This window comes from Aminobacterium mobile DSM 12262 (genome assembly GCF_000526395.1).
GTDB lineage: Bacteria > Synergistota > Synergistia > Synergistales > Aminobacteriaceae > Aminobacterium > Aminobacterium mobile.
In genome coordinates this window covers 20101-41023 of the sequence record NZ_JAFZ01000001.1, presented here as the reverse complement: position 1 = coordinate 41023, position 20923 = coordinate 20101, and the positions used below count along the sequence as shown (strand labels likewise).

General features: G+C 44.2%; 21 protein-coding genes. 16 read left to right on the top strand and 5 right to left on the bottom strand.

Annotation, left to right across the window (positions count from 1 at the left end; translation table 11 throughout):
• The first annotated feature begins 92 nt into the window (after nucleotides 1-92).
• The 7 genes from K360_RS0100195 (at nucleotide 93) to K360_RS0100165 (ending at nucleotide 7584) form a co-directional block, all read left to right on the top strand.
• Nucleotides 93-1331 (top strand): M20 family metallopeptidase, encoded by a 1239-nt coding sequence (locus K360_RS0100195; protein ID WP_024821170.1) that lies wholly within the window; start codon nucleotides 93-95, stop codon nucleotides 1329-1331.
• A gap of 76 nt (nucleotides 1332-1407) precedes the next feature.
• Nucleotides 1408-2238 carry a 3-methyl-2-oxobutanoate hydroxymethyltransferase gene (panB, locus tag K360_RS0100190; RefSeq protein ID WP_024821169.1) on the top strand — a complete coding sequence of 277 codons (831 nt, stop codon included), beginning with the start codon at nucleotides 1408-1410 and terminating at the stop codon, nucleotides 2236-2238.
• 18 nt (nucleotides 2239-2256) lie between these two features.
• Nucleotides 2257-3183, top strand: a complete 927-nt coding sequence (locus tag K360_RS0100185; protein WP_024821168.1) for a ketopantoate reductase family protein — start codon at nucleotides 2257-2259, stop codon at nucleotides 3181-3183.
• A 13-nt stretch (nucleotides 3184-3196) separates the two neighbouring features.
• Nucleotides 3197-4201: a TRAP transporter substrate-binding protein gene (locus K360_RS0100180; RefSeq protein WP_024821167.1), complete on the top strand. Its 1005-nt coding sequence runs from the start codon at nucleotides 3197-3199 to the stop codon at nucleotides 4199-4201.
• Between the two features lie 84 nt (nucleotides 4202-4285).
• Nucleotides 4286-4765 carry a TRAP transporter small permease gene (locus K360_RS0100175; protein WP_024821166.1) on the top strand — a complete coding sequence of 160 codons (480 nt, stop codon included), beginning with the start codon at nucleotides 4286-4288 and terminating at the stop codon, nucleotides 4763-4765.
• A complete protein-coding gene (locus tag K360_RS0100170; RefSeq protein ID WP_024821165.1) occupies nucleotides 4762-6042 on the top strand; it encodes a TRAP transporter large permease in 1281 nt (426 codons plus the stop codon). Before K360_RS0100175 ends, K360_RS0100170 begins: the two co-directional genes overlap by 4 nt.
• A 156-nt stretch (nucleotides 6043-6198) precedes the next feature.
• Nucleotides 6199-7584, top strand: coding sequence for an NAD(P)/FAD-dependent oxidoreductase (locus tag K360_RS0100165; protein WP_024821164.1), 1386 nt, complete (start codon nucleotides 6199-6201; stop codon nucleotides 7582-7584).
• 43 nt (nucleotides 7585-7627) lie between these two features.
• Here K360_RS0100165 and K360_RS0100160 read toward each other — a convergent pair whose 3' ends face one another.
• Nucleotides 7628-8197: a nitroreductase family protein gene (locus K360_RS0100160; protein WP_024821163.1), complete on the bottom strand. Its 570-nt coding sequence runs from the start codon at nucleotides 8195-8197 to the stop codon at nucleotides 7628-7630.
• Nucleotides 8198-8342: 145 nt separating this feature from the next.
• Here K360_RS0100160 and K360_RS11260 point away from each other — a divergent pair, with 145 nt between their 5' ends.
• Nucleotides 8343-8480 (top strand): hypothetical protein, encoded by a 138-nt coding sequence (locus K360_RS11260; protein ID WP_156923289.1) that lies wholly within the window; start codon nucleotides 8343-8345, stop codon nucleotides 8478-8480.
• 125 nt (nucleotides 8481-8605) lie between these two features.
• Here the strand turns inward: K360_RS11260 and cysK are convergent, their stop codons facing one another.
• The 4 genes from cysK to K360_RS10895 all read right to left on the bottom strand — a co-directional run bounded on the left by cysK (nucleotide 8606) and on the right by K360_RS10895 (nucleotide 12691).
• A complete protein-coding gene (gene cysK / locus K360_RS0100150; protein ID WP_024821162.1) occupies nucleotides 8606-9544 on the bottom strand; it encodes a cysteine synthase A in 939 nt (312 codons plus the stop codon).
• Between the two features lie 2 nt (nucleotides 9545-9546).
• Nucleotides 9547-10206 (bottom strand): serine O-acetyltransferase, encoded by a 660-nt coding sequence (gene cysE, locus K360_RS0100145; protein ID WP_024821161.1) that lies wholly within the window; start codon nucleotides 10204-10206, stop codon nucleotides 9547-9549.
• Between the two features lie 479 nt (nucleotides 10207-10685).
• Nucleotides 10686-11876 carry a class I SAM-dependent rRNA methyltransferase gene (locus K360_RS0100140; RefSeq protein WP_024821160.1) on the bottom strand — a complete coding sequence of 397 codons (1191 nt, stop codon included), beginning with the start codon at nucleotides 11874-11876 and terminating at the stop codon, nucleotides 10686-10688.
• 92 nt (nucleotides 11877-11968) lie between these two features.
• The gene (locus K360_RS10895; protein WP_024821159.1) at nucleotides 11969-12691 is read right to left on the bottom strand and encodes a transglycosylase SLT domain-containing protein; all 723 of its coding nucleotides are present in this window, start codon (nucleotides 12689-12691) and stop codon (nucleotides 11969-11971) included.
• A gap of 376 nt (nucleotides 12692-13067) precedes the next feature.
• Here K360_RS10895 and rsxC point away from each other — a divergent pair, with 376 nt between their 5' ends.
• The 8 genes from rsxC (at nucleotide 13068) to gltS (ending at nucleotide 20920) form a co-directional block, all read left to right on the top strand.
• Entirely contained in the window at nucleotides 13068-14390 is a 1323-nt protein-coding gene (gene rsxC / locus K360_RS0100125; RefSeq protein ID WP_024821158.1) for an electron transport complex subunit RsxC, read from the top strand.
• An 8-nt stretch (nucleotides 14391-14398) separates the two neighbouring features.
• A complete protein-coding gene (locus K360_RS0100120) occupies nucleotides 14399-15334 on the top strand; it encodes an RnfABCDGE type electron transport complex subunit D (protein ID WP_024821157.1) in 936 nt (311 codons plus the stop codon).
• Complete coding sequence (locus K360_RS0100115) at nucleotides 15335-15904, top strand: RnfABCDGE type electron transport complex subunit G (protein WP_024821156.1); 570 nt, start codon at nucleotides 15335-15337, stop codon at nucleotides 15902-15904.
• Nucleotides 15904-16536, top strand: a complete 633-nt coding sequence (gene rsxE / locus K360_RS0100110) for an electron transport complex subunit RsxE (protein ID WP_034326136.1) — start codon at nucleotides 15904-15906, stop codon at nucleotides 16534-16536. The genes K360_RS0100115 and rsxE overlap by 1 nt, the downstream gene beginning before the upstream one ends.
• A gap of 23 nt (nucleotides 16537-16559) precedes the next feature.
• Nucleotides 16560-17135: an electron transport complex protein RnfA gene (locus tag K360_RS0100105; protein ID WP_024821154.1), complete on the top strand. Its 576-nt coding sequence runs from the start codon at nucleotides 16560-16562 to the stop codon at nucleotides 17133-17135.
• A 13-nt stretch (nucleotides 17136-17148) separates the two neighbouring features.
• Entirely contained in the window at nucleotides 17149-17973 is an 825-nt protein-coding gene (locus tag K360_RS0100100) for an RnfABCDGE type electron transport complex subunit B (RefSeq protein WP_034326133.1), read from the top strand.
• A 307-nt stretch (nucleotides 17974-18280) separates the two neighbouring features.
• Nucleotides 18281-19582, top strand: coding sequence for an amidohydrolase family protein (locus tag K360_RS0100095; protein ID WP_024821152.1), 1302 nt, complete (start codon nucleotides 18281-18283; stop codon nucleotides 19580-19582).
• A 99-nt stretch (nucleotides 19583-19681) separates the two neighbouring features.
• Complete coding sequence (gene gltS, locus K360_RS0100090; RefSeq protein ID WP_034326130.1) at nucleotides 19682-20920, top strand: sodium/glutamate symporter; 1239 nt, start codon at nucleotides 19682-19684, stop codon at nucleotides 20918-20920.
• The last annotated feature ends 3 nt before the right edge of the window (nucleotides 20921-20923 follow it).

Below are 20923 nucleotides of genomic sequence, written 5' to 3'. Positions count from 1 at the left end.
TTTCCGGTATTTGTTGATGAGTCTGCTTTATCTTGAGTCTCTTTTTGCCTTCGAACATATTTCCTCAAATGCTGTTAAGAGGAGGGGAGAAGATGTATAAAGATGTACTACGTTTCTTTGACGAAGAAGGCCTTATCAAGTGTACCCAGGATTTAGTTCGTATTAATAGCGTTTTTGACCCAGATGTAGAAGGTGCAAATGAGTCTCGAGTAACGGAGTATCTGGAAAAGCTGCTTCATAAGGAAGGGTTTGAAGTCCATGTAGATGAAGTGGTTCCAGGTCGCTCTAATGTCATAGCTTTTCTTCGAGGCAAAGAACCTGGCAAGACGCTTCTCTTCGAAGGACACCAGGATGTAGTTTCTATTGGAGACCCTCAGAAGTGGAAATATGATCCCTTTGGCGGAGAGATTGTCGAGGTAGATGGTAAAAAAAGAATGTATGGCCGCGGTACGAATGATACGAAAGGGAATACAGCTGCTGCCTTTTTTGCAGCGAAAACCATTAAAGACTCTGGAATTCCCTTTAAAGGCAATATACTTCTCTGCTTCCCCGTAGATGAAGAAGGCTCCATGATTGGCATCAAGGATTTTATAGAAAAGGGTTGGGCTGATGATGTGGATGGAGCTATTATTTGCGAACCTGAAGAGAAAAATCTATGTATTTTTCAAAAAGGGGCAATGCGAATCAAAGTTACCTTTCAAGGAGCGCAAGCCCATGGATGTATGCCTCTTTCTGGTGTAAATCCTAACTGGGCTCTCATGCGCTTTATCAATGAAATTAAACATCTCGAAAATTTTGAAAAGGACAGAATGATGCGACACGACTATCTTGGATGGCCGAGCATTACTCCTACCCTGATTAAAGCTCCCCTCGAAGGGGTAGCACAGATCAATGTCATTCCCGATGATTGTTATGTAACCCTTGATATTCGTACCGTTCCCAACCAGGATCACGAAGCTTTGGTACGACAAATTCAGGGCATTATTGATCGCCTTAGCCATCAATATCCCGATGATTATGATCGCTTTGCAGCTTCCATAGAGATTATTGATGATAGGCCGTGGACAGAAGTTCCCAGAGAAGAACCAGTTGTAAAGGCCGTAGATCTTGCTTTTCGCGAAGTGATGGGCTCTGAACCTAAATATAACGGGGTTCCAGGCGCTACAGATGGCACGTTCCTGCAGATTCGGAAGGGCATCCCTGTAATTGTTACAGGGGCTGGCGATAGGGAAGTGCCCCATCATGTAGATGAATGGGTTGAGCTTAACGATCTGATTGAAGCAGGGAAGATCTATACGCTGGCAGCCCTCTACTATTTAAACGAACAATAAATATATATACATTATTAATACTAAGAATGAACTTTATTTTTGTGTAGAATACGAATATGAATAGGGGGAATTCACGATGGCAAAAGTAACAATTCAGAAATTGAAAGAAATGAAGGATAAGGGCGAAAAAATATCTATGGTTACAGCTTATGACTATGCTCAGGCTGTTTTGGTAGAGAAGGCGGGGATCGAAATTATTCTCGTAGGCGATTCCCTGTCCATGACTATATTGGGCAATGAAGGAACAGTCCCTCTTACTACAGATGAAATGGTGTCTCACATCAAACCGGTAGTAAAGGGAGCTCCCACTCCTATGATCGTAGGCGATATGGTTTTTGGCTCTTACAACGAAAGCATCTCTCAGGCTATTCATAGCGCCAATCGCCTTATGAAAGAAGGCGGGTGCGACGTAATCAAGCTTGAAGGCGGTCGCCCGGAAGTAGTTTCTGCCATTGTGGAAGCCGGTATTCCTGTTCAGGGTCATATTGGTCTTACCCCCCAGACTGCTTCTATGCTTGGCGGATTTAAGGTGCAGGGAAAGAGCCTTGAAGCGGCTCAAAAGATTGTTGATGATGCTAAGGCTCTCGAGGATGCCGGTGCTTTTTCCATTGTTGTAGAGTGTGTTCCCGAAGAACTTGGTCGAGCTATTACTGAAGCCGTTTCAGTGCCAGTTATCGGCATTGGCGCTGGTCGTTACACAGATGGCCAGGTCCTTGTTTTCCACGATATGCTGGGACTTTTCGACAAATTTTTGCCTAAATTTGTAAAACAGTACGCTCAAATTGGTGATGAGATTGTTAAAGCTCTTGGGGAGTATAAAAATGACGTTCGCAGTGGTGGCTTCCCCAGCGACGAGTTTGTTTTTGGCGGTTTAACTCGGGAAGATTTGAAGGATCTGCGTAAATAACTGAAGAGGTGAAAAGTAATGAAAATAGCAGTACTTGGCTCAGGAGCCATGGGGTGTCTCTATGGCGGGAAGTTGGCCGAAGCAGGTCTTAATGTCACCCTCATTGATGTTTGGAAAGAACATGTTGATGCTATTAATGCCCATGGCCTTTCTGTGGAAGGTATTGGTGGCGATAGAGTAATAAAAAATATTAAAGCAGTAACAACACCTGAAGAGGTTAAAGAGTGCGATCTGCTTATTGTTTTTGTGAAAGCTACCCTTACCTCTCAAGCTATGGAAAGTGCTCGATGTATTATAGGGCCTCATACGAGTGTTTTAACCCTCCAGAATGGCTTGGGAAATGTTGAAAAAATTAGCGCTGTAGTGGGCAAAGAAAAAGTTATTGCTGGCGTAACAGGTCATGGATCTACACTTCTTGGACCGGGTAAAATTCGCCATGCGGGGCAGGGGAATACTGTCATTGGCGAGTTGGATGGTAAGATTGACGAAAGGTTAGAGGCGGTGGGTTCCGTTTTAGAAAAGGGAGGTTTTTCCGTAACCCTTTCCAATAATGTTATGGGGCTTATTTGGGGAAAACTCATTGTTAATATTGGCATTAATGCCCTCACAGCTGTTACTGGCCTGAAGAATGGGCGTCTTGTAGACTTTTCTGAAACGGAAGAGCTCCTTTGTGGCGCTGTAGAGGAAGCCATGGCTGTTGCTAAAGCAAAAGGAATCTCATTAGAAATAGGCGATCCGGTGGAACATACCAAAAAGGTAGCGCGTCTTACAGCAGAAAACCGGTCTTCCATGCTTCAGGATGTTTCCAATAAACGAAAAACAGAGATAAGTGTTATTAATGGGGCAGTGGTGGAAGAAGGGGTTCAATACGGAGTTCCAACGCCGATAAACAAGGTGTTGTATAACCTTGTTTCGGTGAAGGAAAAAACATATAACGAAGTCTAAAGGGGGATCTACTTTGAAACAGTGGCGTTTTGAAAGCAGATTTTTTGTTGTTGGGCTTTTATTGTGCACTCTGGCGATGTTTATGAGTGAACCGGCGATGGCGGCCAAGTATTCCTTCAAATTAGGACATTCCGTAAGCGATCAGCATCCATATCACCTCGGCGCTGTTCGTTTTAAAGAAATAGTGGAGAAAGAAACGAATGGAGATATAGAGATCAATCTCTTCCCTAACAACCAGCTTGGAACTGGAGAGAGAGATCTTGTAGAGGGGATGCAGATTGGCACTGTCGATATGGTAGTGTCTTCCACAGGCCCTATGAGCGGTTTTGAGAAAAAATTCATGATCTTCGATTTCCCATTCCTCTTCAAAGACAAAAACCATGCTTACGCCACTCTTGATGGAGAGATTGGGCAGTATATTATGGGGCTTCTTGAGAAGCAGGGTCTTAAAGGTTTAGCATGGTATGAAAATGGGTTCCGCCACCTTACTAACTCGAAGCGACCTGTAAATACTCCAGAAGATGCCAAAGGGCTTAAGCTGAGAACTATGGAAAATAAGGTTCAGATGGCGATCTGGAAGGCTCTTGGCGCTGATCCTACTCCTATGGCGTGGGGAGAAGTCTTTACAGCCCTGCAACAAGGGACAGTAGATGGACAGGAAAATCCCATTCCTATCCTCTTCACCCAGAAGATCTATGAAGTGCAGAAATATGCTTCTCTGACAGGCCATGTTTTCTCTCCGTCTATGCTTCTTATGAGCAAATCTCGCTTTGACAAGCTGTCGAAAGAATATCAGGACGTTATATTGAAGGCAGCTCAGGAATCTGCCGTATACGAACGAGAACAAATCACGAAGATGGAAGACGAACAGATCACAAAGCTAAAGGAGCTCGGAATGGAAATTAATGAGCCGGATAAAGCTGCTTTCCGCGAAGCGACAAAATCTGTTTACGATGAGTTCCGCGGAGAACTTGGTGACGACGCGAAACTTCTTGATCAGATTCTAGCTGCTAATTAAAGCTATTCACTACTGCCCTGGGGAGGGGCAATTGTGCCCCTCCCCTTTTTCCTTTTGGCCTTGTAGAAAGGGTGTTGTGGTGCTATGAAAAAGTTATTAGACGGAGTGAACCGAGCCGTTGAATATGTAGTAAGTATCATGCTTCTCGTAATGGTTATCGTTGTATTTCTTCAAGTCATCTTCCGGTTTGTTCTTCACTCATCTCTGCCATGGTCTGAAGAGCTGTCCCGATATATTCTCGTATGGATCTCTTTTTTGGGAGCCAGTATTGGAGTCAGGCGTGGAGCTCATATTGGAGTGGAAGCCGTTACAAACTTGCTTCCTTATGGCTTGAAAAAAGGAGTCTCCTTTCTCGCCACTCTTTGTGCGACAGTATTTTTTGTCCTTATGGTTGTTTATGGATATAAGATTCTTCCTATAGTAAGGGGGCAATTGTCCCCTGCTATGGAGATATCCATGGCTATTCCCTACTCTTCCGTACTTGTCGGTGGAGCCCTTATGTTCCTCTATTCCATTGATGAGGCTATTACTATTGTGATAGGAAGAAAGGATGTATCCCAATGACTACTATCCTTTTTGCCAGTATGCTTCTCTTTTTTATGATGAACGTTCCCATTGCTATTGCTATAGGCCTGTCATCTGTTGCGGCTATCTTTTTTTCAGGATCAGTGCCTCTCATAGTGCTTGTGCAGAAAATGTTTACTGCTACAGATTCTTTCCCTCTCATGGCCGTTCCATTTTTTATTCTTGCCGGTTCTCTTATGGAGTTTGGCGGCATATCCAGGAGGCTTGTAGATTTTGCTAACTCTATAGTAGGACGTTTTTCAGGAGGGCTTGCCTTTGTGGCTATTATTGCCAGTATGTTTTTCGGAGCTATCTCCGGTGCTGCGGTGGCTACAGTGGCAGCTATTGGAACCATCCTTATCCCGGCTATGGTAAGACGAGGGTACGATAAACCTTTTGCTACAGCTGTACAGGCTACGGCTGGGACTTTGGGGGTCATGATTCCTCCCAGTATCCCCATGATTATTTACGGTGTCCTTACAGGAGTCTCTATAGGAGCACTCTTTATGGGCGGAATTCTTCCTGGCATTCTTGTGGGTTTTTCTCTTATGTTTGTGGCATGGCTTATCTCCAGGAAGAAGGGGTATAGGGGAGACGAAAAAGCTTCCTTAGGTAAAATTTTCGGGACGTTTAAAGAAGCTATTTTGGCTCTTTTAATGCCTGTCATTATTTTAGGGGGTATCTACGGTGGCGTCTTTACCCCTACAGAAGCGGCAGTGGTAGCTGTAGTCTACGGTTTTATTGTGGGCTTCTTCGTTTATAAAGAATTGAATATAAAACAGTTGAAGGATATTTTTGTTACCACTGTTATTGGTACGGCTATGATTATGTTCATTATCGCTACTTCCTCTGTCTTTAGCTGGATTCTTACCGCCCAGCAAGTGCCTCAGGCGGTGGCATCGGCAATTCTTTCCATATCAAAGAGCCCTGTTATCATTCTGTTGCTTATCAACTTGTTGCTTCTTTTCATAGGGACATTTATGGAAACAGTAGCAGCTATTATTATCCTAGTGCCTGTTTTGCTTCCTGTGGTCACTCAGATTGGCATGGATCCTCTCCATTTTGGAATCGTACTGGTTGTTAACCTTGCTATAGGTATGGTAACGCCACCTTTGGGTGTATGTCTTTTCATAGGATGCAGCATTGCTGATATTAAGCTTGAAGATATTACAAAAGCTGTCTGGCCATTTATTCTTATTATGGTAGTAGACGTGCTTCTCCTTACGTACCTGCCTTGTATTTCTACAATCGTTCCTAAACTTGCAGGACTCTATTAACAGAAAGGTGCATATGATTCCTTCAGGCTCTCTCTTTTATGAGAGAGCCTTTTTTTGTGGTATTATTTCATGGGTTGTCTTCAGATCCCCTTTCTAAACATTTTCAACAAAGGCCCCTATAAGCGACAGAAAAGAAATGAGAAGGAGAGAATAAAATTGAGATATGACGTGGTCATAGTGGGTTCTGGCCCTGCCGGGATCTTTGCGGCCATTGAATTGGTAAAAGATCAAAAGAAAGTTCTTATTGTGGATAAAGGGAAGGTCATTAAAGATAGACGATGTCCTATTCTTGAGGGGCGTTCTTCAGTTTGCGTAAACTGTGATTCCTGCAACATTGTTTCTGGATGGGGTGGGGCAGGCTCTGCTTCTGATGGGAAGCTGACATTGACCACAGGTTTTGGTGGGAACCTAGAAGAATGTATAGGTGAAGATGCCCTTGAAGAACTGATCCGTTATGTGGACGATACCTTCGTCCATTTCGGTGCTGATAAAAAATATTATGAGCCTTCAGGAGAAATAGTAAAAGAGACTATCAGGAAGGCAGCAAGCAAGGGAATTAAAATTATCCCTGCCCGTATTCGACATATAGGAACAGACGCTTCCCGTATGGTCCTCAATAATATGTATGAAGAACTAAAGGACAAGTGCGATATTCTTATGAATACGGAAGTAAAAGAGATAGTGGTACGAAACGGCGTTGCTGAAGGTATTCTTCTTGAAGATGGAAGACAAATTGAGGCAGATTCTGTGATTCTTGCTCCAGGAAGAGAGGGGAGTTCGTGGCTTGAGGGTATTGTCAATCGCTATAATCTCTCCATTGCTTCTATGCCTGTGGATATTGGGGTTCGAGTGGAAGTGCCTGACAGTATTTGCGAAGATCTTACCCGACATTTTTATGAGGTCAAATGCTTATACAATACCCCTACTTTTGATGATCGTTGCCGCACTTTTTGTATGAACCCATCGGGTTTTGTGGTCCATGAATATAATAAAGCGCATGATCTTGTAACGGTAAACGGCCATAGCTTAAAGAACGTAAAGTCTAAAAATACGAATTTTGCTGTATTGGTGACGAAGAACTTTACCCAACCCTTTAATAATCCCATCGGTTACGCTACCCATATTGCAAAACTTGCTAATATGTTGGCGGGAGGAGGCATCCTTGTACAGCGTCTTGGTGATTTACGGGATGGTCGACGCTCTACGGAAGCTAGGATTGCCAGAGGAATGGTTCATCCTACAGCGAAAGCTCAGCCCGGAGACCTCAGTCTCGTGCTCCCTCATCGTTTCCTTACTGATATTGTGGAATTTATAGAGGCACTGAATATTATTATGCCGGGGATCAATATGAACGATACCCTTCTCTATGGTGTAGAAATAAAATTATATTCCTTGCGGTTAGAACTGAAGAGTTCTTTGGAAACGCCAGCAATTCGCCACCTCTATATGGCTGGTGATGGCGCAGGGGTCAGTCGAGGTATTATCCAGGCGGCAGCGAGTGGAGTTGTGGCCGCTCGTTCTATAATTTTCGAAAATAAATAAGCAAATAAAAGGCTCCGACTAGATAATATGGTCGGAGCCTTTTCTATCGTATATATGTAATGGCGTTTTGTTTCCTTCTCGGAGCACTATAGAGATGATCAGGGCTTTTGTATCCTACGGCTATAGAATAGAAAGGTTCATAGCCCTCTGGTATACCTAAATTTTGAAGTTCTTCCTTCGTAGCTGTAACGAAGAAGAGCCCTGTAAAACCGATCCAGCATGTTCCAATACCAAGAGATTCCGCCGCTAATAGTATATTTTGAATGGCCGCCGAACAATCCGCTATTGGCTTAAGTAATGCCTCTCCTCCTGTCTTTCCAGAAACGACTATGACAGTTGGAGCGTTATAAAACACATGGAACCCTTCACGTTCTCCCATTTTACGAACCCATTCAAGACGTGACTTCTTCATCATGGCAATAGTTTTTTCGCTCATCATATCGATAAGCTCTTCCTTTTGTATAACACTAAAATGCCATGGCTGTTCATTATGAGCACTTGGAGCCCAAACTCCCGCTTCAAGAATAAGGGAGAGCTCTTCGTCTCGAATTTGCTGCGGTAAATATCGCCGAATACTTCTTCGATTTTTGATAGTTTCTAGTACAAGATTCATCTCTATCTCTCCTTTCTATTTCCTGTTGTAAGAACATTATTATAGACCACAACTCTATAAACATTGTGTATGGGTAGACATTAACATAGAACCCTTACTACAACTTGTGTAAATATTCTAAATAGCTCAAGAAGTGGGTGATCCCATGACTGTTGATCTTTCTACTTCATTTTATATGGAGATAGAGTTAAAGAACCCAGTGATAGTAGGGGCGAGCGGAATGACGTCGAACATTCAAAACATTCGAGAAATAGAGGCTGTAGGAGTGGGCTCAATATGTTGATATTCTTATGAAGCATGAGTCTCTCTTCTTGCCACATCCGGAAATTTAAAGGATAAAGAGGCGAAGCAGGGACTCCCTTGCAGAGGAGTCCCTGCTTTTATATTTTGAGCGTAATGTGCAGAGTTCTAATCTCGAGCGGTGGAAGAAAAGGCTTCAGTACTTAAATATTTGTCTCCTCTGTCACAGGCAATAGTGACTATAATTTCCTCAGGGGAGACTTTTTTTGCCACTTCCATAGCAGCCCAGATATTAGCTCCTGTGGATATGCCGCAAAAAAGCCCATGTCTTCGAGCAAGCCATTGAGTTGTATCGAGAGCGGCTTCATCTTCCACAGGAAGAACTTTAGTGAGAAGTTCTCGCCGAAGAGTGCCGGGTATAAACCCTGCTCCAATTCCCTGTATTTTATGAGAACCAGCTGGTTTACCGCTTAATACAGCACTATTAGCAGGTTCCACCCCTACAATCTCCATTTCGGGATAACATGTTTTCAACAAAGCGGCTGTCCCAGACAGAGTCCCCCCTGTCCCTATCCCTGCAACAAAAGCAGCTATAGAGTGTCCATTTAAATCAGAAAGAATTTCTGGCCCGGTAGTGATACGATGAGCCCAAGGGTTTCCCGGGTTATTGAATTGATCTGGCATATACGCTCCCGGTATTTCTTTTAGAATCTGTTGGGCCAAAGAAATAGCTCCTCTCATTCCCTCTTGAGCAGGAGAGAGCTGGAGATCAGCCCCATAGGCACGGAGCACCGATCGACGTTCTATGGACATGGATTCAGGCATTGTAAGAATAACGCGGAGGCCTAATGCCTGACCGAGCAAAGCTAATGCTATACCCGTGTTTCCCGAAGTGGGTTCTACGAGGGTTGTGTTTGAGTGCAGCATTCCCTTTCCCTCTGCATATCGGAGCATTCCCCAGGCAGCCCTGTCTTTTACAGATCCTCCGATATTTGTCCCCTCCAGTTTTATCGCTATGGTGGCACCTTTTTCTATAGGTCTGAACATATAAAGAGGAGTCTGTCCTATAAGGTTGCGCAACGCTATCTTATCTGTGCGAAAGATCATTATTATGCTGCCTCCTTTGCATTATTTTTTAGTATGGCTAATTCTTTCTCTAAAATCTCTATTCTTTTCAGAAGATCTTCTTGAACCATTGTGTGCCGTATCTTTCGGTGATATTGAAGTGCCATGCCTGGAATACCTACGATAGTTGTTCCTGGAGGAACATCTGTTACCACCACGCTGCCAGCGCCGATTTTAGCTCCTTCCCCCACTGTAATATTCCCTAAAAGGCAGGCTCCTGCCCCAATCATGACGTTATTGCAGACGGTAGGATGACGTTTCCCGCGCTCTTTTCCTGTTCCACCAAGAGTTACACTGTGATACAGAGTCACATTGTTGCCTATAACCGCTGTCTCTCCTATAACGATCCCCATGCCATGATCGATAAAAAATCCCTTCCCGATAATGGCGCCTGGGTGAATTTCAATGCCGGTAAGCCATCTCATAATTTGGCTCAAGAGCCTTGGTAGAAGAGGTATGTGCAGCTGAGCGTGAAGAAAATGTATAAGTCGATGAGCCATAATGGCGTGAAGACCTGGATAGCATAAAAATACTTCCATCCATCCTCCCACTCCTCCTTTAAAGGCGGGATCATTTTGGGGTATTGCCTGAACATCAGCCTTGAGTGTTTCCCAAGCTGATTGTAAAAAACTATTTTTTCTCATTTTCTGACACCTCCTGGAAATGGTCTGTTTACATTTGCAGGTACACGGACAATCTATTTCCATAGGCATCACTTCCTCTCTCAATAAAAAAACGGGCTCGCCCTTTCAGGCAAACCCGTTGTGTAATTTTCCCCATCATATAAAGCGAATGAAATTATAGAGTCGTAGCGAGTTTTTAAGGCCACAACGGGACATATGTCCACCGCAGCCTTCTCTACACGCTACGGGGGATGGTTAAATCATCCTCCCACAACAACAGAACAACGTTACTCCATGTTGACTCATAATAGCAATCGCTCCTCTCGTAAAGTTCACTATACGAAAGCCTATTTTTTTTGTCAAGTTTATTTTCCATGCCTCTTGTACTTGGGCCAGAGTTTCGTTCTGTTTACGTAGGTCCAGTGAAAGAGAATTTTCTCTGACTATTTCGGCACACAAAGGTGACGCAGAAACAATATTTCCCCAGCCCCGTTGATAGTTTACTTTTCTACTTCAAGAAGAAAACCTTTTAAATAGTGAGTCTCTGGAATTTCAAGAGAGACAGGGTGATCTTCTGGCTGTTGCCCTTCGCGTATTAACCGAACGCGTTGCTGTAAATCATGGGCCGCATCTTGGAGAACCTCAGCAAGCATGTCTCTGGAGAATGCGTGACTACAGCAAAGGTAGAGCAGTATGCCAGAAGGGCGCAAAAGCCGATAAGCTCGAAGAGCTAATTCCTTGTATCCTCGACGAGCTGATTCTATTTGTGCTTTTCCTGGGGAAAAAGGCGGTGGATCCATAATAATGATATCGAAGAGGCCATGTTCCTGTTCTATCTTTCGTAACTCGTCGAAAGCATTGTTATGTCGAAAATCTACTGCATCTGGAGAAAACTTATTAAGTGTCAAGTTTTCCTTGTAAACTTGAAGGGCCTCCTCCGATTGTTCAACAGCCACTACTGAATGCGCTCCCCAGTGGAGTGCATGAAGGCCGAAATGGCCTTGGAAAGAAAAACAATCTAATACGTGAGCTCCACATGCAACTTCTCTAAAAAGAGAAGGAAAGGAACGCACATCAAGATAGAGCCCTGTCTTCTGACCAGCCAGAGGATAGACTCGCTCTGTAACATTTCCCAACATTATATCTACATTCCCACTCGAGGGCAGTTCTCCCCATAAAAGACGATTCTCTCTGGGAATTCCTTCCTGCTCTATATATCGCACGTCATTTTTAAGAACAACAGCCTGAAGGGGGAGAAGGTCTAAAAGAGAGTCAAGAACAACCTCCTTATGACGATACCACCCTGCTGAAAGAAGTTGTATTGATGCCACGGGACCATAAATGTCCACAATAAGGCCTGGTAGCTCATCGGACTCGCTGTGTATAAGACGAAAAGCTTGTCCCTCAGCTATCCATCGCTTACGAAGGGCCAGGCTTTTTTCAAATCGTGAAGTGAGAAGCGCTTTAAGGTCTGGTCGTTGAGGAGCAAAAGACAGCACTCTCATACAAAGGGCGCCAGGGCTCCAGAATCCCCAGGCTACAGTTTGAGATCGATTATTGAAAAGGGGTATCAAATCTCCTGGCTTCGATAGAGGAAGAGTGGAAAGATGACCTCTGAAAATCCAGGGGTGTCTACGGGTAATGCGGTCTGATCCTTTCCTATTTAAAACAGCCCCGCTTTCTTTAGTCATGGTGCGTTCACCTCTTTAAGTAAGTATAGCTATTTTATCACCAGGAGAGCGGGGAAAAAGCATCCCCGCCCTTCACCCGTTTGATGCTCGAACTAAAGGCGGGATTCTGGATTGTAACTTTGAAGTTTCGAGAGATTCCTTGAAACCCGCGCCCAGTAAACAGACGATGGGCCGCCATAATATCGGCCCAAGGCTTTTTCAGGAGAGCCATAAGCTCGAAGATATCTGGAAATAAGAAGACATCCTGCAGCGATCCCCTGCTCTGGAAGAAGAAGCTCGTCTTCTCCTCGTATCCCATTAGCGCGTAACAGGTTAGAGTGAATTTTCCACATAACCTGCATAACACCAGCGGCACCGTAAGCGCTTCGCGCTAAGGGATTAAAGTGGCTTTCGGTGTTGGCTACAGCTACCACCAAATCCAATGGAGCCCCATATTTGGTGGAGTATCTCAAAAATGCAGCGGCTTCCCGTGCTGCTATTTCTCTCGAAATGGCCGGATTTTGTTTCTGAATGAAACGTGTGAGCATACCCATTGTTTCTAAATAATCTTGGGTGGTCTCGGAAAGAACCAGAAATGGTTTTACATGATTGGGCAAAGATTGGGAGAAATGGCTGGTCATAAATCGACCTATCTGGTAAAAAGAAGCAGTTGCAGGTTCATGAGTCCAATCTTTAAGTTGTATCTTCTCAGGTTGCATCGTTCCTTTCCTGCGTAAATGGAGGTGCAAATGGCGGAAACCAGTGGTAAATGCAACGAGCCCGGCCACGGAGAGCAGCAGAACAGCGAGGATTGTATGTGTAATTCCTTTCCTCATGCTGTGTCCCCTCCTTTCAAAGTACAGAAAAATTAAACGCCTTTCATAGAAGCTCTACGAAAGGCAATAAGAAATTATAACGATGAAGGGGATCTGCGCAACTTTTGTAGCTCTTAATTAATTTGAAGTTTTGTTTTGTAGGGTTTTTTTCTCTTTGCGTGAATACTATAATTAAGTCAGAAAATATGGTAGAAAGAAAGAAAACGAATAAAGAAAAATGAATAAAGAAAAATGAATAAAGAAAAATAGTACAAAGAGTAAAGGTATAACGTATGTAGTATAATTTATACATATTGGGGCGAAGCTATCCTAGACATACATATGAATAGAATAGTTTATCATGAGAACATGACAATAGGAGGCTAGAAAGTTCAATATGAGACTTTTAACGTTTAGAGGAGGCGTTCATCCTCCCGATAACAAACATTGGACGGCAGATAAGCATATAGAAGATCTATTGCCTAAAGGTGATCTGGTGTTTCCTATGTCTCAACATATTGGGGCGCCATGTATGCCAGCAGTGAAGAAAGGCGATTATGTGCATGTAGGGCAAAAAATAGGAGAGCCTCAGGGGGATTTTTCTGTTCCAGTGATTTCAAGCGTATCTGGAACAGTGAAAGACGTGACATTTATGCCCACACCGTCGGGCACAGACATAATGTCTGTAGTGGTAGAGAACGACTATAAATATGAAGAGGAATCCCCTCTTTCTCCTCGAGAGTATAAGGGACTTTCTCCTGATGAATTAAGAGCGATGATCCGAGACGCTGGAATTGTCGGAATGGGAGGTGCATGTTTCCCTGTTCATATAAAACTTTCCCCCCCTCCTCACTGTACTATTGATCGCATTATTATTAACGGGTCGGAGTGCGAGCCATATCTTACCTCCGATTATCGGTTAATGCTCGAACATAGTGGCGAAATAGCGGAAGGAGCGAAAATTCTTCTCCAGATTTTTCCTGCCGCAGAGTTGATTTTAGCCATAGAAGATAATAAACCCACAGCTATTCAGAAAATGTCCGAGGCTTTAAAGGGAATCCCAAAGGTGTCGGTTGTAGCTTTGGAGACGAAATACCCTCAAGGCGGGGAAAAACAGCTTATTTGCGCCACAACCGGTCGTGAAGTCCCCTCTGGTAAACTTCCTGCCGATGTAGGGTGTGTTGTGAGCAATATCTGTTCTGTGTACGAGATTCGCCATGCAGTAGTTATGGGGCGATCTACCTTAACGAGGATTGTAACTGTATCAGGAGATGCTGTTGCTACACCTAAAAACATACGGGTTCGGTTAGGCACATCTTTTAGAGAGCTTGTAGATGCAGCAGGTGGTTTTGTCAAAGATCCTGTAAAAGTACTGGCGGGGGGTCCTATGATGGGCCTTTCGGTGAACAGTCTTGACATTCCTGTTATTAAGGGAACATCGGGGATTGTGGCCCTTACTGAGAAAGCGATACAACTCTACGAAGAGTATCCCTGTATTCGTTGTGGCCGGTGTGTAGAGGCATGCCCTATGGGACTTCTTCCTTTTAAGCTCAACGCCTTATCGTTGAGAAATGAGTATGACGCTTTTAAAGAAAATGGTGGAATGAACTGTATCGAATGCGGTTCCTGTTCTTTTATGTGCCCCTCTAAGCGCCATTTGGTGCAATCCTGTCGAGAGGCGAAAAGATCTGTCATCGCAGCGATGAGAAGAAAGGGGTAGCTTGTGTCATGGCAGAAAAAAAACTAATGGTCTCATCTTCGCCTCACTTGCGATCTTCTGACACTGTTCAGACCATTATGAGAGATGTTCTTATTGCTTTAACGCCTGCGGCTGTGGCGGCATTTTATTTTTTTGGAGCAGATGCTTTATGGGTTATTGCCGTATCAGTAGCTTCCTGCGTTTTTTCAGAAGCCTTGTGGCAAAAACTTTTGGGGAGACCTCAGACTATTGGAGATCTGAGCGCCGTAGTTACCGGCGTTTTGTTGGCCTTTAACCTGCCTTCCTCTGTCCCCCTTTGGTTGCCCGCAATAGGTGGTGTCTTTGCCATGATTGTGGTAAAGCATTTTTTCGGGGGCATTGGTCAGAATATAGTGAACCCTGCCCTAGCTGCAAGGGCTGTTCTCTTGGCGTCATGGCCTGTTGCTATGACCACATGGACAATCGATGGGGTTACCACTGCTACTCCCTTGGCGCTTCTCAAAGAAGGGAGCGTAAGTGTGTTGCCCCCTCTCTTTGATGTGTTTGTAGGGCACGTGGGAGGCTGTCTTGGTGAGACTTCAGTGGCGGCACTTCTCCTTGGAGGAGCATATCTTCTCTATCGTCACGTTATTAATTGGCATGTTCCTATTGTGTATATAGGTACCGTTTCGATTCTTACCTTGATACTTGGACGGCAGGGGTTTATGTCCGGAAATCCTTTGTATGAAATGTGTTTAGGCGGACTTATGCTTGGAGCTATTTTTATGGCTACGGACTATACCACTTCTCCCATGACGAAAAAAGGTCAAGTTATTTTTGCCTTGGGATGTGGCCTTCTTACTACTCTTATCCGTCTTTATGGCGGGTATGCCGAGGGAGTATCGTATTCTATCCTCATTATGAACCTCTTTGTTCCTCTTATAGATAGAATTACAATTCCCCGGATTTTTGGAGAGGTGAGATAGGTGAAAAAAATACTGAAACTTGGAACGATCCTTTTCGTTATTACAGCCATTGCTGGTATACTCCTTGGTTGGGTTCATGAAGTTACAAGGGAACCTATTGCCCGTCAACTGCAAAAAGAGAAAGTAGAAGCGATGAGAGCCACTCTTCCCATGGCGGAAGATTTCCGTCCTGTAGACATATCTTTCCCATCAGATAGTTTTATTCGCGAAGTCAACGGTGGCTACAAAGGGGAAGAATTAGTTGGATACGACATTAAAGTAACACCAAAGGGATATGGCGGCATTATAGAACTTATGGTAGGAATCAGTATGGATGGTCGCATTCAGGGAATTCGCATCCTATCCCATGGAGAAACTCCAGGGTTGGGGGCTGAATCTGTGAAGCCTGCTTTTTCCGGCCAGTTTGCGGGGAAACCGGCAGTTGAACTTTCTGTGGTGAAAGATACACCGGCGAGAGAAGAAGAAATTCAAGCCTTGACTGGTGCCACCATTACGTCCAAAGCAATAACTTCAGCAGTAAATCAGGCTGTAGCTCTCTTCCATGCGAGCCTGAAAGGAGGCGGGAAATAATGGGAGCTCTTTTCGAAAGACTTAAAAGTGGCATTGTTTCCAACAACCCTATTTTTGTTCAGGTTATTGGAATTTGTCCAACTCTCGCAGTCACATCCAGTGCTGAAAATGGCTTAGGAATGGGACTGGCTGCTACTGTGGTCCTCATGGGATCAAATTTGGTTATTTCTGCTTTGAAACGAATTATCCCAGATGAAATCCGAATCCCTGCGTTTATTATCATTATTGCCGCATTTGTGACGTTGATCCAGTTTTTCATGCAGGGCTTCCTTCCCTCCCTTAATAAAGCGTTGGGTATTTTTATTCCCTTGATTGTGGTCAACTGCATTATTCTTGGCCGTGCTGAAGCCTATGCCTCTAAAAATGGAGTCCTGTCTTCTCTTTTCGACGCTATTGGAATGGGGTTAGGTTTTACAGCAGCTCTTGTTATTCTGGGGTCTATTAGAGAGCTATTAGGGGTAGGAACTATTTTTGGCCTTCATGTTATGCCAGCAAGCTTCAATCCAGCACTCGTTGTTATTCTGGCTCCTGGCGGCTTCTTGGTGTTGGGTATTCTCATGGCGCTTATTAACCATGTCAATATAAAGAAGAAAAAGGCCAACGAACGAATCAGCCACTTTGCTGATGCCTAAGGCTGGAAGGATAGGAGAATAAAATGAGTTTTTTTGCTATTTTTATAGACGCTCTTCTTGTTCATAACATTCTATTGTCTCGATTCCTTGGAATTTGCTCGTTTCTTGGAGTCTCCAATAGCGTAAGTACTGCTGTGGGCATGGGATTGGCTGTCGTTTTTGTCATCACACTTTCTTCCATTATGACATGGATTGTGTATAATTTAATCCTTGTGCCTCTGAATATTACGTATCTTTCCACGTTAGCCTTTATTCTCGTGATTGCAGCATTGGTTCAGTTTGTAGAAATGGTCATTCGGAAAAAGTGGAGGGCGCTCTACTGGGCTTTGGGCATCTACCTTCCCTTGATTACGACAAACTGTGCTGTTCTTGGTGTGGCCGTAATTAATATGAACGAAGGCTATAGTTTAATGCAGTCGATAGTTCATGCTCTAGGCGCTTCTCTCGGCTACTTGCTTGCTATTGTTTTAATGGCAGGATTACGAGAGAGAATGGAGAATAATACGAACATGCCCGAAGCTTTGCGAGGGCTGCCCATTAGTCTTATTACGGCGGCTCTTATGTCCATCGCTTTTTTAGGGTTCAGCGGTTTGATTTAGGAGGGAACGTGGAATGTTGGATGCGATAGTTTATCCCGCCATAAGTCTTGGAGGATTAGGTCTCTTTTTTGGATTGTTGCTTGGTTTTGCAGCGAGAAAATTTGCAGTTCAAATTGACCCTAAAGTGGCTCAAATTCGAGATATTTTGCCAGGAGCCAATTGTGGTGGTTGTGGCTATGCTGGATGCGACGCATATGCGAGCGCTGTGGCTTCTGGCCAGGCTTCTCCTGATCGTTGTAATGCTGGAGGTGCCGAAGTAGCTCGTAAAATTGCCGCTATTCTAGGGGTTGAAGTAGGCCCTTTCGTGCGACGCGTGGCTTTTGTGCGATGTGCTGGATCAAGGGAGAAAGCAAGGGAAATCTCTCTTTATGAGGGAGTGCTTGATTGCCGAAAGGCGACGATTGTTCCAGGTGGTGGTACGAAAGCCTGTAAAAATGGCTGCCTTGGTTTTGGAAGCTGCGTAAAGGCGTGCCCCTTTGATGCTATGTATATGGAGGATGGGGTCGCTAAGGTGGACGAAGACCGATGTACAGGATGTGGAGCCTGCGTGGCTGTTTGTCCAAGAAACGTGATTTCTCTCATCCCGGCGGCTTTGGCAGTGCGAGTTACTTGCAACTCTACCCAAAAAGGGGTAGGGGTGAAAAAAATATGTGATGCAGGGTGTATTGGCTGTGGTCTCTGCTCTAAGGTCTGTCCCGCCCAGGCTATTACAATGAAAGATAATCTTCCTGTCATCGATCCCGATCTCTGTACAGGATGTACCTCATGCGCTATGAAGTGTCCGGTTGGGGCTATTTCTGTGCAGAACCTTGTAAAAGGTGAGGAGATGGCGGGATAGTTATTTAAGGGCAAAAATAAAAGATAAATATATAAAGAGGGCTGTCTTTTCAGACAGCCCTCTTTATATATAGTAAAATCTAATAACTGTTTATAAAAATTTGTTTTTCTACATTATTAACGGTAACTTCAGCTTCGATTGTAATTTCTACTTCTACTTCTACTTCTACTTCTACTTCTACTTCTACTTACCAACTTTTCTTGACCCGTTCCTTGCGCGTAAATATAGTTCATTGTCTATCTTATTTTGAAAATCGCCTGTAGATAGATTTATTAGAGAAAGCGGACACCTCGGAGGTGAAAATATATTGGTTGGGAAAGAACTTGCTATAAAGGGAACTTTTGTCGTTGAAAATGAGGAAGAACTGAAGATCGCCATTATCGATAGAGACAAGGGCCTTTTTAAGGAATTCCTTGCGGCAGGAGAGTGGAATAATCTTGATTTTCCTTCTGAAGCCAAGGTTGATTATGGCTCTTTCAGAATAGCTCCGGGAGATTTTAATGCCCATTCTCACCCAGAGCAATCTGTTTATGTGGAGATGGTAGATCCAACGTGGGATTTAGCTACATGGTGTCGACATACTATCTATCGATACAGCGTCTCTCTGACCCCAAGACTCGTCTATCTAGCCTGCGCCAGAGCCTTTTCTCGCATGGTTTCTTATGGAATTACATCTGTGATGGTTTCTTTCTATTGCCACAATCGGCGAGGAAATGAACTGGACAGAGAGGTGCTTCGAGCGGCGCGAGATGTAGGAATACGCCTTTACTTTGGGAGGATGCACTATGATGTAATTTCTCAGACAGCCTACCCGGAAAAGAGGGAATCTCAGCACTCTTATTTTGAAACTATAGATGGGGCAGAACGAAATTATAAAGCCCTTCAAAAAGAAGTTGAGGCATGGAACGATCCTCGTGTTATAGTGGCTCCTTCTCTCCATAGTTTCCATGCGAATACTTTGGACGCTATGATCCACTGCATTAATCTTGGGTATCAGGAGGGAAGGAAAGTGCAGCTTCACCTTTCTGAAGATGAGGGGGACGTGCGTTTAAGCGAAGAACAGTTTGGAGGCAGGCCTGTAGATGTGCTTTATCGCCTCTATCAGGAGGGGAAAGTGGCTTCTTTAAGTCATCTTATCCTTTCTGATTGTATCTGGACAAGCGAAGAAGAAAAAGATCTCATAGCTCAAAGTGGTATGAACGTTGTTTTAAATCCGAGAATGAACGATAGGGTCAAAGCGGGCCGAGCAGATCTGAAAGCCTTTCTCCGCCGGGGGATTCCGGTCTATGTCGGTACTGACGGAGAGGCGAGCAACGATGACCTTTCAATAGAAAGAGAAATTGCCTATCTGAAAAAAATAAATCCGGCGGTTTCTTACGAAGAATCGAAAAAGCTTGGATATCTTCCTTTTGATTTTCATGATTTTAAAATTGGCGTTTTAGAACCTCAAGCCGCTGCGGATTTTAAGGTTCTTGATGGAGAAAAACTTGTGGACCTCTATATAGGGGGGGAAAAAATTGTCGAGGGAGGTGAACTGAAGACTATAGACGTGGAGAAAGACATTGAGAATCCGCTTAAATTGGAACGAGCCAATATTTTCAAATTGTAACTTTTGAAGCCTCATGTCAAAGGGACTTTGCAATCTTGCAAAGTCTGAAGACAGTTGAGGAGAGCAATGCGTAGTTCCATCAGATAAGGAGGGAATTTTATGTCTTTTGAAGTGGCTAACAATATTTTTACTATCAGCCTTGATGGGGTCTGGACTACAGCTCTTGCCGCTATTTTACTTATGATTGGGTACGGACTGCGACGACGAATCCGCTTCTTCGAGGTTTTTTGTATCCCTGCTCCCGTCATAGGAGGCGTCCTCATGTCTCTTATCGCATTAGTACTTCACCACCAGGGAGGCGGCGCTCTTAAGTTCAACACGGCCCTTCAATCACCTATGATGATCGCCTTTTTTACCACTGTCGGTATTGGAGGTAGTTTCGGCCTCCTTAAAAAGGGAGGGAAAGCTCTTATCGTCTATCTGGTTTTTTGTTGGGGACTGGCTGTTTTTCAGAATGCTTTCGGTGCGGGTCTTGCTAAAATGTTGGGAATCCATCCGGCTTTGGGCATTATGGCTGGGGCTGTTTCTCTGGAAGGAGGGCATGGTGCAGCAGCTGCTTTTGGTCCCATGGCTGAAGAATTAGGTGTGGCTGGTGCAAAAGTTGTGGCTATTGCTGCGGCAACCTACGGACTCATTGCGGGTGGCCTTTTGGGTGGCCCTCTTGCCAAATGGCTTATAGATCGTCATAACGTAGATATAAAAGCCAGTAAGGAAGAGATTTATATTCAGCCTACAGCTCAAGATACTGAAGAGGAAGAAAAGCTTTTTTCAAGTTTCGACTTCTTGAAAATGCTAGCACTTGTCCTCGTAATGATGGCTTTAGGCAGCTTCCTATCAGGTAAAATTAAAGAATGGTATAATTTCAGCCTCCCCGGTTATGTAGGTGCCATGTTCGTTGCAGTGGTATTCCGTAACATAAATGATCATTTCCCTTTAGTAAAGATTCGAAGCAAAGCGATAGATCTTATATCTGACGTCTCTCTGGGACTCTTTTTGACCATGGCCATGATGAGCCTTCGCATTTGGGAACTTTACGATCTTGCCGTTCCTTTAATTATTATTCTCGCCTTACAGACTGTTGCCATTTTCCTCTTGGGGGCCTTCCTCCTTTTCCCCCTATTGGGCAAGGATTATGATGCTGCCGTTATGTGTGCAGGCTTTATGGGGCATGGCCTGGGCGCCACTCCTAATGCTGTTGCTAACATGGGCGCTGTTTGTGAGCGCTATAAAGTTATGTCTCACAAAGCGTTCCTCATTGTGCCTCTTTGCGGGGCAGTGCTCATTGACCTTGTAGGGTTGCCTAACATTGTCTGGTTTATCAACTATCTGACCAAATAGACT